At 68.4% G+C, this 12,722-nt stretch carries 12 protein-coding genes; 9 read left to right on the plus strand and 3 right to left on the minus strand.

Annotation, left to right across the window (positions count from 1 at the left end):
- Positions 1 to 52: 52 nt before the first annotated feature.
- Together WS95_RS30520 and WS95_RS30525 are read right to left on the minus strand one after the other, a co-directional pair.
- Entirely contained in the window at positions 53 to 1,084 is a 1,032-nt protein-coding gene (locus WS95_RS30520; RefSeq protein WP_059827789.1) for a phosphotransferase, read from the minus strand.
- A 19-nt stretch (positions 1,085 to 1,103) separates the two neighbouring features.
- On the minus strand, positions 1,104 to 1,778 hold the full coding sequence (locus WS95_RS30525; RefSeq protein WP_059827791.1) for a histidine phosphatase family protein: 675 nt from the start codon (positions 1,776 to 1,778) through the stop codon (positions 1,104 to 1,106).
- Between the two features lie 204 nt (positions 1,779 to 1,982).
- Here WS95_RS30525 and WS95_RS34430 point away from each other — a divergent pair, with 204 nt between their 5' ends.
- The 4 genes from WS95_RS34430 (at position 1,983) to WS95_RS30540 (ending at position 5,975) form a co-directional block, all read left to right on the plus strand.
- On the plus strand, positions 1,983 to 2,138 hold the full coding sequence (locus WS95_RS34430; RefSeq protein ID WP_082747036.1) for a DUF3309 family protein: 156 nt from the start codon (positions 1,983 to 1,985) through the stop codon (positions 2,136 to 2,138).
- A gap of 363 nt (positions 2,139 to 2,501) precedes the next feature.
- Complete coding sequence (locus tag WS95_RS30530; RefSeq protein ID WP_059503617.1) at positions 2,502 to 3,239, plus strand: response regulator; 738 nt, start codon at positions 2,502 to 2,504, stop codon at positions 3,237 to 3,239.
- A complete protein-coding gene (locus tag WS95_RS30535) occupies positions 3,236 to 4,321 on the plus strand; it encodes an ATP-binding protein (protein ID WP_059827794.1) in 1,086 nt (361 codons plus the stop codon). The genes WS95_RS30530 and WS95_RS30535 overlap by 4 nt, the downstream gene beginning before the upstream one ends.
- Positions 4,322 to 4,703: 382 nt before the next feature.
- Positions 4,704 to 5,975, plus strand: coding sequence for an MFS transporter (locus tag WS95_RS30540; protein WP_059827796.1), 1,272 nt, complete (start codon positions 4,704 to 4,706; stop codon positions 5,973 to 5,975).
- A 92-nt stretch (positions 5,976 to 6,067) separates the two neighbouring features.
- On the opposite strand, the gene WS95_RS30545 is transcribed toward WS95_RS30540, so the two are convergent.
- Positions 6,068 to 7,015 (minus strand): LysR family transcriptional regulator, encoded by a 948-nt coding sequence (locus tag WS95_RS30545; RefSeq protein WP_059827798.1) that lies wholly within the window; start codon positions 7,013 to 7,015, stop codon positions 6,068 to 6,070.
- A gap of 115 nt (positions 7,016 to 7,130) precedes the next feature.
- Between WS95_RS30545 and WS95_RS30550 the strand changes: the two genes are divergently transcribed.
- The 5 genes from WS95_RS30550 to WS95_RS30570 all read left to right on the plus strand — a co-directional run bounded on the left by WS95_RS30550 (position 7,131) and on the right by WS95_RS30570 (position 12,722).
- Positions 7,131 to 8,186 carry a 4-hydroxythreonine-4-phosphate dehydrogenase PdxA gene (locus tag WS95_RS30550; protein WP_059827799.1) on the plus strand — a complete coding sequence of 352 codons (1,056 nt, stop codon included), beginning with the start codon at positions 7,131 to 7,133 and terminating at the stop codon, positions 8,184 to 8,186.
- Positions 8,187 to 8,234: 48 nt separating this feature from the next.
- Complete coding sequence (locus tag WS95_RS30555; RefSeq protein ID WP_059792118.1) at positions 8,235 to 9,407, plus strand: L-rhamnonate dehydratase; 1,173 nt, start codon at positions 8,235 to 8,237, stop codon at positions 9,405 to 9,407.
- An 8-nt stretch (positions 9,408 to 9,415) separates the two neighbouring features.
- Positions 9,416 to 10,333 (plus strand): dihydrodipicolinate synthase family protein, encoded by a 918-nt coding sequence (locus WS95_RS30560; protein ID WP_059827801.1) that lies wholly within the window; start codon positions 9,416 to 9,418, stop codon positions 10,331 to 10,333.
- Between the two features lie 97 nt (positions 10,334 to 10,430).
- On the plus strand, positions 10,431 to 11,723 hold the full coding sequence (locus WS95_RS30565; RefSeq protein ID WP_059827803.1) for an MFS transporter: 1,293 nt from the start codon (positions 10,431 to 10,433) through the stop codon (positions 11,721 to 11,723).
- 51 nt (positions 11,724 to 11,774) lie between these two features.
- A complete protein-coding gene (locus WS95_RS30570) occupies positions 11,775 to 12,722 on the plus strand; it encodes a YncE family protein (RefSeq protein ID WP_059827805.1) in 948 nt (315 codons plus the stop codon).

Raw genomic sequence — 12,722 nt, forward strand, 5'->3', positions numbered from 1 at the left:
GTCGTGTCGCCGTGCGGCACTTCGCGGCAATGCGTAGCGCTTCGCGGCGCCGTCAGCGATGCGCGTCGATCGCGCCGACGGCCATTTCGGCCAGCCGGCCGGCCATTTCGCCGACGCGCAGCGCCTGCTCGCTCGATGCGTTGCCCTGCAGCGCGCGCGCCTTCACGCCCTGCGCGATCGCCGCGAGCCGGAAGAAACTGAATGCGAGGTAGAAATGCCAGTCGCGGATCGGCGCGATGCCGCGCAGCTCGCAGTAGCGCGCGACGATCGCCGCTTCGTCAGGAATGCCGAGCGCCGCGCGATCCTGGCCCGCCAGCCCGCGCACCTGCCCGCCGGATGGCAGCCGCAGGCACATGCAAAAATACGCGAGGTCGGCGAGCGGGTTGCCGAGCGTCGACAGTTCCCAGTCGAGCACGGCCTGCACGCGATAGCCGTCACGCGCGAACATCAGGTTGTCGATCCGGAAATCGCCGTGCACCAACGCCGGCCGGCCCGTGTCCTCGGGGCACGCTTTGGGCAGCCAGTCGATCAGCGTCTCCATCGCGTCGAGGCGCCCGGTTTCGGCCGCGCGATACTGCTTCGTCCACACGCCGATCTGGCGTTCGAAGTAGTTGCCCGGGCGGCCGTAGTCGGCGAGGCCCACCGCGTCGACATCGACGTCGTGCAGCGCGGCCATCGTCTGCAGCAGCGCGTCGTAGCAGGTCGCGCGCTCGGCCTTCGGCAGTTCCGGCAGCGCGGGATCCCAGAAGATCCGGCCATCCTCGAAACTCATCACGTAGAACAGGCTGCCGATCACGTCGCGGTCTTCGCAGAGGTGATACGGATGCGCGACCGGCACCGCGGTGCCCGACAGCGCGCGCAGCACGCGGAATTCGCGGTCGACCGCGTGCGCGGATTTCAGCAGTTCGCCCGGCGGCTGGCGGCGCAGCACGTAGCGGCCGCTCTTCGCCTTCAGCAGGAAAGTCGGATTCGACTGGCCGCCGGCAAACTTCTCCATGTCGACCGGGCCTTCGAAGCCCGGCACGTGCGTTTCCAGATAACGCGTGAGGCGGGCTACGTCGAGTTGCGGGGAAGGGTTCGTCATCGTCGCGATCGTTCGTGGGTCAGCCGTAGGTCCGCAGCGCGTGTCGTTCGGGATCCTCCAGATGCGGGATGCCGTTGAACGACGCGAGGTGGAACGCGTCGGCGTTGAAGAAAAACTGCGAAAGACTGCTGTTGCGGATCTGCAGGTTCAGCGCGATCGCGCTCGACGGCGGCGCCGCGAGCACCTGCTGCACGGTGACCGCGATCGGGCCGCCGGAACTCACCGCCAGCACGCGCTGGCCGCCGCCGTGGCGGATCGCGGCGCGCGCGTCGGCCACGCGCTGCTGGAAATGGGCCCAGGTCTCGGGGGCCGCGTCGCCGAGCTTGTCCTCGGCCCACAGGTGCAGCACCTGCCGCAGCGCGCGGAAGTGTTCCTTCATCGAGCCGGCCGCGAGCCGCGCGATCTCCGGGTAGTCGCTGGCGGCTGCCGCGAACAGCCCGTGGAAATCGTATTCGTTCAGGCCCGGATGGCGGTCGACCGCGACGCCTTCGCGGCCCATTCCGCGCAGGATCGCGGCGACCGTCTGCGCATGGCGGTTCATCGTGCCGCAGATCACGCGGTCGAACGTCAGGCCCTGCCGCGCGAAGTATTCGCCGAGCCAGACGCCCTGCCGGTCGCCCGCCGCGGACAGCCGGTCGTAGTCGTCGGTGCCGAACGACGCCTGCCCGTGCCGTACCAGAAAGAGTTCAGCCATTGCGCTCGCCTGAGGGAAAACCGAAGGTCCAGCATAGCGACCGGGCATGCATTTTTGAAATTTATTTTCTGAATTGGCCGGTATTCATCGCATGAATTTTCGGGATTCGAACAATGCGCTTGCGCCGGCTTTCACCGGCCACCGCGTCGCGGCACGCGGATTGCGTCGGCGCAGACCGTGTCGAATAAATTCAGGAGGGGTGCGATGCTCGGTACGATCCTCATCGTCGTTCTGATTCTGCTGCTCATCGGAGCTTTTCCTTCATGGCCGCATAGCCGAAGCTGGGGTTATTGGCCATCGGGGACCGTCGGGCTGATCGTCGTCATTGTCGTGATACTGGTGCTGCTCGGCCGCATCTGAGTACGGGCGCGCGTGCCGCTGGATGGGCACGCGCGCTTCGATAACACCATCGTGACTTCTTTACATCGGAGAGTAAGCCATAAAGAAAAACGCCACGGCATTGCATACGCTTACTCGCGCACACGCTCGGGCCCGGTCCGGCCACCCACGCACACGCGACGGTGCAGCGTGTGATCACGCGCGCCACTTCCGGCGGCCACGACGTCTCGCCGCTGCGCAGGTGCGGCATCCGATGATCCATCTGTAGTGCGTAATATGGCACGTTGCGGCGATTCGCGCGCCTCGCCCGTCTCCGTTCGGTTGCGCGGGCCGTGCGGTAGTATGGCGATTCGATGGAACCCCGATAGATCCGAACGAGTGGCCATGCCCGAATTTTCTTCATCTCCCGGCGCCGGCCAGCGCGCACAGGCGCTCGTCCTCATCGCCGAGGACGAACCCGAGATCGCCGAGATCCTGATTGCCTATTTCGCGCGCAACGGGCTGCGTACCGTGCACGCCGCCGACGGCCGCCGCGCGCTCGAACTCCACCTGTCGCTGAAGCCCGACCTCGTGCTGCTCGACGTGCAGATGCCGCACGTCGACGGCTGGAAGGTGCTCGCCGAGATCCGCCATCGCGGCGATACGCCGGTCATCATGCTGACCGCGCTCGACCAGGACATCGACAAGCTGACCGGGCTGCGCATCGGCGCCGACGACTACGTGGTCAAGCCGTTCAACCCGGCCGAAGTCGTCGCGCGCGCCCAGGCGGTGCTGCGCCGGTCGATGGGCGGCTCGCGCCAGGAAGAGCAGCGCGTGCTGCGCGCCGCGCCGTTCGAGATCGATCTCGAGCACCACGAAGCGACGGTCGAAGTCGACGGCGCGCGCCACACGCTCGTGCTGACGCTCACCGAATTCAAGCTGCTCGCGCAGCTCGCGCGCGCGCCGCGCCGCGTGTTCAGCCGCGCCGAGCTGATGGCGACCTGCCTGCCGGAAGGCGACGCGCTGGAGCGCACGGTCGACAGCCACGTCAGCAAGCTGCGCAAGAAACTCGACGATCTCGGCGTCGCGGGCGTGCCGGCCAGCGTGCGCGGCGTCGGCTACAAACTGTGGAGCGGCGAGTGAGACTCGATGGCCTGAGCCGCCAGATCGCGCTGACGATGGGCGCGATCGCCTTCGGCATCACGGTGCTGATCGTCGTGACGGCCTATGCGTTCTACTACCTGCTGTACCAGTACTCGCCGGAGTCGTTCCAGCCGCAGAGCTGGCTCCCGAGCGGGCCTGAGTGGGTGTGGATCGTCTCGACCACGCTGGTCGGCCTGCTGATTGCCGTCATCGTCGCGATCAATCTGTCGCGCCGCATCCTCGTGCCGCTGAATTCGGTGACGGACAGCATCCGCCGCGTCGCGCGCGGCGATCTCGGCGCACGCGCGGTCGCCGGCGACCGTTCGTTGAAGGAAGCGGCGCTGCTCGCCGACAACTTCAACGCGCTCGCGAGCGAACTGCAGCGCGTGACCGACGAGCAAACCTTCTGGAACGCGGCGATCGCGCACGAGCTGCGCACGCCCGTGACCGTGCTGCGCGGCCGGCTGCAGGGGCTTGCCGAAGGCGTGTTCACGCCGAGCGACGCGCTGTACCGCAGCCTGCTCGCGCAGGTCGAAGGGCTGACGCGGCTGATCGAGGATCTGCGCGTGGTCAGCCTCGCCGACAGCGGCCACCTGAGCATCGAGATCCGCGACACCGATCTCGCCGCCGAAGTGCGCGCCGTGGTCGACGTGTTCGCGCACGCGCTGCAGGCCGCCGGCCAGCATCCGGAACTCGATCTCGACCCGCGTCGCATGCGCTGCGACCCGGTCCGTATCCGCCAGGCGTTGCTCGCGCTGCTGGAGAACGCACGCCGCCATGCGGTGCCCGGCGCGATCCGGATCCAGACGCGCATCGAGAACGGCATGTGCCGGCTGCGCGTCGAGGACGACGGCCCGGGCATTCCCGCCGAGTTCGCGCCGCACGTGTTCCAGGCGTTCCGGCGCGTCGACGAGTCACAACCCGGCGGCACCGGCCTCGGGCTCGCCGTCGTCGCGGCGATCGCGCATGCGCATCGCGGCGAAGCGCTGTGCGTGCCGACCGGCGCGGGCGGCACGCGATTCGACGTGCAGTGGCCCGACGATCTCGTGCCGGCGGCCGACGGCGAGCGCTTCCCGACCTGACGCGCGGGCCTTGCCGCTCATGCGCGGCTCGCGCCCGCCCTGTTCGAGCGGTGGGCCGAATCCGGGCGCCGTGTATTTCATCGCCGATACCGTTCCCATCTCCGGCCGCACCGTACGCGACCACCGCGCGCACGGCGCCGGCGCGGTCGACTGTCGGCGGCATGCCGACGGCCGCCTCGCGCAATGCCTCCCGCGCCTCGGTCCGCGCGGTCGCCCGCTTGCGCGCCGCGCGGACACGTGCGGCCGAAACGGAAATGAATACCTGCGGTTATCGATTGATCCCGAAGATTCATTGGACAGTGTCTTCGCCGCCGCGCGATGCTGGGCTCGCCCGTGAACGCAGCGTCATTGCAACGCCGCGCACGCACATGGAGTGAGACACATGCCCACCGACCACCGTCAACGGCGCCACACGCTGTGGCTGCTGTGCGCGCTTTCGTTCATCCTCTACGTCGACCGCGTCAATCTCGCGACCGCGGCCGGCGCGATCAAGGCCGAACTCGGGCTGTCGAATACCGAGCTTGGCGTCGCCTTCTCCGCGTTCGCGTATTCGTATGCAATTTGCCAGATCGGCGGCGGCTGGATCGCCGACCGGTTCGGCGCCCGCATCACGCTGATCGGCTGCGGGCTGATCTGGGTCGTCTCCACGTTCGCGACCGGGCTCGTGCACAGCCTCGGGCTGCTGTTCGCTGCGCGCCTGCTGCTCGGTATCGGCGAAGGCGCAACGCTGCCGGCCCAGGCCCGGGCGATCACGCAGTGGTTCCCGCGCGAGCGGCGCGGTGTCGTGCAGGGCTTCACGCATTCGTTCTCGCGGCTCGGCAACGCGGTCACGCCGCCGATCGTCGCCGCGCTGATGACGTGGCTGTCGTGGCGCGCGGCGTTCTTCGTGATCGGCGCGGTCACACTGGCGTGGCTTGCATGGTGGATCGCCGGTTTCCGCGAGCATCCGCTGGGCGACGACGATGGCCACACGCGCGCCCGCCGCGCCACCGCATCCTCCGGGCCCACGCCGTGGGGGCCGCTGTCTCGCCGGATGGCGCCGACCATCTTCGTCTACTTCTGCTACGGCTGGACCGCGTGGCTGTTCTTCACGTGGCTGCCGACCTTTTTCCTGAACGGCCAGGGCCTCAACCTGAAATCGACCGCGTTGTTCGCGTCCGGCGTGTTCTTCGCGGGCGTGGTCGGCGACACGCTCGGCGGCTGGCTCTGCGACCGCATCTACCGGAAGACCGGCAACCTCGCGCTGTCGCGCCAGAGCGTGATCGTGACGAGCTTCGTCGGTGCGCTCGCGTGCCTACTGCCGCTCGCGTTCGTGCACTCGACGGCCGGCGTCGCGCTGTGCCTGTCGGGATCGTTCCTGTGCCTCGAACTGACGATCGGGCCGATCTGGGCCGTGCCGAGCGATATCGCGCCGGCCCATGCCGGCATCGCGAGCGGGATGATGAACGCCGGTTCCGCGATCTCGGGAATCCTGTCGCCGATCCTGTTCGGCTATCTCGTCGATCGCACCGGCAGCTGGACGGTGCCGTTCGTCGGCTCGGTCGCGATGCTGCTGTTCGGCATCGTCGCCGCGCTGCGGATTCGGCCGGACCGCGCGCTGTCCGACTCGATGCCGGCGCTCGGCGACGCGCCCGCCGCGCCGTCGGCACGCTGAAGCCGGTCTTCGCTGCCGCCGTCCCTTCCGCGCCGTCGTCACGCATCGCCGCGTTCCACGACGCGTGACCGGCGCGGCGGCGCACCGCCGGATCAGGCGCCGCCGTCCGCGCCCACGGCGTCCTGGTGAAACAGCGCGAGAAACTGCTGGGCGGGAATGCTCAACGGCCGGTCGCGCCGCACGAGGCTGCCGTACGACGGCAGCTTCTGCTCGAGCGTGTAGTCGACGATCGCGACGAGCCCGTGCGCCGCGTTGCGCTGCGCGACCGTCAGCGGAATCACGCCGAGCATCGACGAACGGTCGACGAGGTTCATCGTGGTCAGGATCGAGCCCGTTTCGACGAGCCCGCGCGGCATCGGCTGGTGACGCGCGCGGAATTCGCGCTCCACGACCTCGCGCGCCGGGCTGCCGGCCGGCTGCAGGATCCATGCGTAATCGAGCAGCGCGTCGAACTCGACCGGCCCCGCGCCCGCGAGCGGATGCGCGCGGCCCGCGATGATCGCGAGCGCCTCGTCGTCGACCACGCGGAAGTCGCAGTCGGTCCCGGCGTTGCGCCCGATCACCACTTCGAGCACGCCTTCGCGAAGCTGCGGCATCAGCCGGTCGCTCGTATCCACCGCGATGTCGATCGCGAGCAGCGGATAACGCGCCTTCAGCCGCACCAGCGCCTCGGTCAGCCGCCCCGGCGACGCCGCCATGATGCTGCCGATCGCGAGCCGCCCCGCGCTGCCCAGTTGCAGCTCGCCGAGCTCGCGGTTCAGCGCCTCCATGCTGCCGCGGATGCCGCGGAAATAGCCGAGCACGCGCTCGCCGGCCGCATTCAGCACGAGCCCGCGCCCGATGCGATCGAACAGCCGCTGGCCGAGCGCGCTCTCCAGCTCGGCCAGCATCTTCGTCGCGGCCGGTTGCGTGAGGCCCATCTGCTCGGCCGCCGCGCGCAGCGTCGAGCATTCGTCCACGGCGAGCAGCAGCGCGATCTGCCGCATCCGCAGCCGGTTCAGCAGTTGCGGGGTCGAATCTCGTCGGTCGATCGAGCCCATCTTTGATTACTCCAGGTTATCGATTCATCAAGAGTTTTCAATTTACCGACTCATTCCGTCTACCTAGCATCAACCCCATAGACCAACGGCCGCGCGCCGCCACCGGAGACACCGTATGCACACCCCCTCGACCGACGCCGCCCTGCCCGTCGTCGCGCTGACGCTCGGCGACCCCGCCGGCATCGGCGCCGAACTGATCGCGAAACTGCTCGCCCGCCCCGACGCGACCGCCCGCGCGAACCTCGTACTGATCGGTGATCGCTGGCTGTGGGAAGCCGGCCAGCGTGTCGCCGGCGTCGAGGTCGACGTCGAACCCGTCGCGTCGCTCGCCGCCGTGCGCGGCCGGCCGTCCACCGAGCGCGCCGCGTTCGTCGCGGTCGATACGGTCGATCCCGCGCTGGTCACGGTCGGCCAGGCGGGCGCTGCCGGCGGCCGCTCGGCGCTGACCGTGCTCGACCGTTGCCTCGACGCCGCGCGCGCCGGCGACGTCGACGCGATCTGCTTCGCACCGCTGAACAAGTACGCGATGAAGCTCGGCGGCCTGCGTCACGACGACGAACTGCACCACTTCGCCGAAGCGCTCGGCGTGACCGGCTACTTCTGCGAATTCAACACGCTCGGCGAACTGTGGACGGCGCGGATCTCGTCGCACATTCCGCTCAAGGATGCGGCCGCCCAGCTGAGCATCGAACGGATCGAACAGGCGTCGGAGCTGATCTACCGGTCGCTGCTCGCGAACGGCGTCGCCGCGCCGAAGGTCGCGATCGCCGCGTTCAACCCGCACGGCGGCGACGGCGGCAGTTGCGGCCGCGAGGAAGTCGACGTCATCGAGCCGGCCGTGCGCCGGTTGCAGGCGCGCGACTGGCCGACCGACGCGCCGTTCCACGGCCCGTTCCCGGCCGACACGATCTTCCTGAAGGCACAGGCCGGCGATTACCAGGCGGTCGTCACGATGTATCACGACCAGGGGCAGATCGCGATCAAGCTGCTCGGCTTCTCGCGCGGCGTGACCGTGCAGGGCGGGCTGCCCGTGCCGATCACGACGCCCGCGCACGGCACCGCGTACGACATCGCGGGCCGCGGCACGGCCGACGTCGGCGCGTCCTGGCAGGCGCTGCAGATCGCGTGCCGAATGGGCGCCGCGCGGCGCTCGCCCACCGTTTCGGCGTGACGCTCGCACGCCTTCTACACCGACGACATCGATTCCGGAGACACCCTCATGAAGATCCGATCCGTACGCGCCCGCGTATTCCAGTGGAAAGGCAAGACCGTCCCGCCGCAAGGCAACTTCTGCTCGAACGCGATGGACCTGCTGTATGCGCCGCAGGAAACGATGAGCACGTTCCGCTTCCATGCGTGGACGGTCGTCGAAGTCGAAACCGACGACGGCATCGTCGGCCTCGGCAACGTCGCGCTCGCGCCGCACGTCGCGAAGGCGATCGTCGACCAGTACCTCGCGCCGCTCGTGATCGGCCAGGACCCGTGGGACTACGAGTACCTGAGCCAGCGCATGTACCGCGCGACGCACGCCTGGGGCCGCAAGGGCATCGGCATGGCCGCGATCTCGGCGGTCGACATCGCGATCTGGGACATCCTCGGCAAGAGCGTCGGCAAGCCCGTGTTCAAGCTGCTCGGCGGCCGCACCAAGGAAAGGATCCCCTGCTACTACTCGAAGCTCTACCGCACCGACCTGAGGGCAATGCAGGAGGAAGCGCAGCAGTACCTGAAGGAAGGTTTCCGCGCGTTCAAGATGCGCTTCGGCTACGGGCCCGCGCACGGGCAGCAGGGCGTGGTCGAGAACCTGAAGTCGGTCGCGGCGATCCGCGAAGTGATCGGCTACGACAACGACCTGATGCTCGAGTGCTACATGGGCTGGAACCTCGAGTATGCGAAGCGCATCCTGCCGAAGCTGGAGAAGTACCAGCCGCGCTGGCTGGAAGAGCCGGTGATCGCCGACGACATCGACGGCTACGCGGAACTGAACCGGCTCACGACCATCCCGATCTCCGGCGGCGAGCACGAATTCACGCTGTACGGCTTCAAGCAGCTGCTCGACCGCAAGGCCGTGTCGGTCGTCCAGTACGACACGAACCGCGTCGGCGGGATCACGATGGCGCACAAGATCAACGCGCTGTGCGAGGCGTACAGCGTGCCGGTGATTCCGCACGCGGGCCAGATGCACAACTACCACCTGACGATGAGCACGCTCGCGTCACCGATGAGCGAGTACTTCCCGATGTTCGACGTCGAGGTCGGCAACGAGCTGTTCTATTACATCTTCGACGGCGAGCCGGTGGCCGAGAACGGCTTCCTGCAACTGCGCGACGACGTGCCGGGCCTCGGCCTCACGTTGAAGACCGAATTCCTCGACCAGTTCGACATCGTCGAGTGAGGCCGGCCATGAGCACACGCTACCAGGGCGTCTTTCCCGTCGTGCCGACGATTTTCGACGCGCACGGCGCGCTCGATCTCGACGGCCAGCGCCGCTGCATCGATTTCATGATCGATGCCGGCTCGCACGGCCTCTGCATCCACGCGAACTATTCCGAGCAGTTCGCGCTCGGCGACGACGAACGCGATCTGCTCACGCGCACCACGCTCGAGCACGTCGCGGGGCGCGTGCCGGTGATCGTCACGACGTCGCACTTCAGCGCGCGGATCTGCGCGCAACGCAACCGGCACGCCCAGGCGCTCGGCGCCGCGATGGTAATGGCGATGCCGCCGTACCACGGCGCGACGTTCCGCGTCTCCGACGCGCAGATCCGCGCGTACTTCCGCGAAGTCGCCGACGGCCTCGCCATTCCGCTGATGATTCAGGATGCGCCGGCCAGCGGCGTCGCGCTGCCCGCGTCGCTGCTCGCGACGCTCGCGCGCGAGATCGACGCCGTGTCGTACTTCAAGATCGAGACCGCCGGCGCCGCGTCGAAGCTGCGCGAGCTGATCGCGCTCGGCGGCGACGCGATCGAAGGGCCGTGGGACGGCGAGGAAGGCATCACGCTGCTCGCCGACCTCGATGCCGGCGCGACCGGTGCGATGACGGGCGGCGGCTATCCGGACGGGATTCGCCGGATCACCGACGCGTATTTCGCCGGGCGTCGCGACGACGCGTACGACGAGTACGCGCGCTGGCTGCCGCTAATCAACTATGAGAACCGCCAGTCGGGCTTCCTCACCGCGAAGGCGCTGATGAAGGAAGGCGGCGTGATCGCGTGCGACCGGCCGCGCGCGCCGTGGCCCGAGCTGCATCCGCAGGTACGTGCCGGCCTGCTCGACACCGCGCGGCGGCTCGACCCGCTCGTGCTGCGCTGGGGGCGCTAGACATCGTTTTTTCACCCGCAACGCGCGCGCGTTGCGCATCGGCGTGACGGCGGCCCGACAGAAGGCCGCCGCCGCTCATCGGAAGGACGGAGACACCATGAATCTGCTGAACCCCGCGACCCCGGCATACGAAGCCGGCGAAGCCATTCCGCGCCGCCGCTGGCTGCGCGTGATCCCGCCGCTGCTGCTCGCCTGCATCATTTCCTACATGGACCGCGTGAACATCGCGTTCGCGATGCCGGGCGGGATGAACGCCGATCTCGGCATGGACGCGACGATGGCCGGCCTCGCCGGCGGCATCTTCTTCTTCGGCTACCTGTTCCTGCAGATTCCCGGCGGCCGACATGCGGCGCTCGGCAGCGGCAAGGCCTTCATCGCGTGGTCGCTCGTGAGCTGGGCCGTGCTGTCGGCGCTGACCGGGCTCGTCACCCATACGTGGCAACTGTTGACGCTACGCTTCCTGCTCGGCGTGGCCGAGGGCGGGATGCTGCCCGTCGTGCTGACGATGGTCAGCCACTGGTTTCCCGATCGCGAACGCGGCCGCGCGAATGCGATGGTCATCCTGTTCGTGCCGCTCGCCGGGATGATCACCGCGCCGCTGTCCGGTTTCATCCTCGCCGCGTACGACTGGCATCACCTGTTCTTCAGCGCGGGCGCGCTGTCGCTGCTGTGCCTGGTCGTGTGGATGCTGTTCGCCGACGACGGCCCGCAGACCGCACGCTGGGTGTCGCCGCGCGAGAAGGCGTACATCCTCGACGCGCTGCGCGACGAGCAGGAACGCAAGCGCGCGGCCGGCACGCCGGCGGCCGCCTCGTTCGGCGCGCTGCTGCGCCACCCGACGATCTGGCTGCTCATCGCGATCAACTTCTGCTATCAGGCCGGCATCTACGGCTATACGATGTGGCTGCCGACCCTGCTGAAAAACCTCACGCACAGCGGGATGGGCAGGATCGGCCTGCTCGCGATGCTGCCGTACGTCGCGATGGTGATCGGGATGCTCGTCACGTCGTATTGGTCCGACCGGACCGGAAAGCGGCGGCTGTTCGTGCTGCTGCCGCTCGTCGGCTTCGCCGCGTGCCTCGCGCTGTCGGTGCTCACGCATGCGTCGATGGCCGTGTCGTTCGCGTTCCTGATCGGCTGCGGCTTCTTCCTGCAGGCGGCGGCCGGCGTGTTCTGGGCGATTCCGCCGAAGCTCTGCAGCGTCGAGGCGGCCGGCAGCGCACGCGGCCTGATCAACGCGCTCGGCAACCTCGGCGGCTTCTGCGGCCCGTATGCGGTCGGCGTGCTGACGCAGCACGTGAGCGCGGCGGCCGGCGTGTACAGCCTCGCCGTCACGCTGGCCGTGGCAGGCTTGCTCGCGCTGACGCTGCCCCGCCGCTGCGAAGACTGACGCGCGCGCCGACACACGGCGGGCACGCGAACGAAACAACGGAGACACACCATGAACGACATCCTGTTGCTGGTGCAGAAATGCGCCCACACCTTCAGCTTCTACGATCTCGAAACCCACGCCGCGCTCAAGCACATCGTGTTGCCGAACTTTCCGCACGAGTTCACCGTCGACGTGAACGACCGCTACGCGTACGTCGGCATTTTCGGGATCGAGACTGCGTGGTCGCGCGGTCATGAAGGCGATCACCGGATCGCCGAGATCGATCTCGTCGAGCGCACGCACACGCGCATGCTCGACCTGTGGCCGTACTACCGGCCGCACGGGATGGCGAGCGACCGCGACGGGAGGCTGTACGCGATGAGCGAGGCGCACGACATGCTGCTCGTATTCGACGAGCCGACCCGGCAATCGGTACCGAACATGGCCGTGCCGTCCGGCGGCGTGAAGACGCACCTCGTGACGCTCTCGCGCGACGCGAGCCGCGCGTACGGCGTGCATCTGCTGTCGAACACGGTCACGCAATTCCATCCGCGCGACGCGACGGTCGCGCCGCGCGCGGTGATGCCCGGCCCGCGCCCGGAAGGCAATGCGCTGTCGAGCGACGAGCGCACGCTGTTCGTCGCGAATCGCGGCGACGACACGCTGGTCGAGATCGACACCGAAACGATGACCTGCCGCCGCCGCGTGAAAACCCGCAGCGATCCGAACCGCATCTATCGGGCGAGCGCGCCCGACGGTCGGGACCTGCTGCTGCTGACCAATTCGGGCGAACGGTCGATCTCGGTATTCGACGCGCGCCAGCTCGAGGAGATCGAGCGCATCGCGCTGCCCGCGAACCCGACCGCGCTGTCGTTTCATCCGTCGCGGCGCGTCGCATACGTATCGTTCCAGGACGACCATGTGCGCGAACTCGACCTCGACGCATGGCGCTTCGTCGGTGCGCTGCCGACGCTGCGCGAGCCCGATGCGTCGTACGTGCTCGCCGGCGCGCTCTGA

This window comes from Burkholderia sp. MSMB1826, from assembly GCF_001526325.1.
Classification (GTDB): domain Bacteria; phylum Pseudomonadota; class Gammaproteobacteria; order Burkholderiales; family Burkholderiaceae; genus Burkholderia.

What these genes read in the sequence shown, in the direction of transcription:
- WS95_RS30520 (WP_059827789.1), bottom strand. Translation starts at nt 1,084, where the DNA reads ATGACGAACCCTTCCCCGCAACTCGACGTAGCCCGCCTCACGCGTTAT.
- WS95_RS30525 (WP_059827791.1), bottom strand. Translation starts at nt 1,778, where the DNA reads ATGGCTGAACTCTTTCTGGTACGGCACGGGCAGGCGTCGTTCGGCACC.
- WS95_RS34430 (WP_082747036.1), top strand. Translation starts at nt 1,983, where the DNA reads ATGCTCGGTACGATCCTCATCGTCGTTCTGATTCTGCTGCTCATCGGA.
- WS95_RS30530 (WP_059503617.1), top strand. Translation starts at nt 2,502, where the DNA reads ATGCCCGAATTTTCTTCATCTCCCGGCGCCGGCCAGCGCGCACAGGCG.
- WS95_RS30540 (WP_059827796.1), top strand. Translation starts at nt 4,704, where the DNA reads ATGCCCACCGACCACCGTCAACGGCGCCACACGCTGTGGCTGCTGTGC.
- WS95_RS30545 (WP_059827798.1), bottom strand. Translation starts at nt 7,015, where the DNA reads ATGGGCTCGATCGACCGACGAGATTCGACCCCGCAACTGCTGAACCGG.
- WS95_RS30550 (WP_059827799.1), top strand. Translation starts at nt 7,131, where the DNA reads ATGCACACCCCCTCGACCGACGCCGCCCTGCCCGTCGTCGCGCTGACG.
- WS95_RS30555 (WP_059792118.1), top strand. Translation starts at nt 8,235, where the DNA reads ATGAAGATCCGATCCGTACGCGCCCGCGTATTCCAGTGGAAAGGCAAG.
- WS95_RS30560 (WP_059827801.1), top strand. Translation starts at nt 9,416, where the DNA reads ATGAGCACACGCTACCAGGGCGTCTTTCCCGTCGTGCCGACGATTTTC.
- WS95_RS30565 (WP_059827803.1), top strand. Translation starts at nt 10,431, where the DNA reads ATGAATCTGCTGAACCCCGCGACCCCGGCATACGAAGCCGGCGAAGCC.
- WS95_RS30570 (WP_059827805.1), top strand. Translation starts at nt 11,775, where the DNA reads ATGAACGACATCCTGTTGCTGGTGCAGAAATGCGCCCACACCTTCAGC.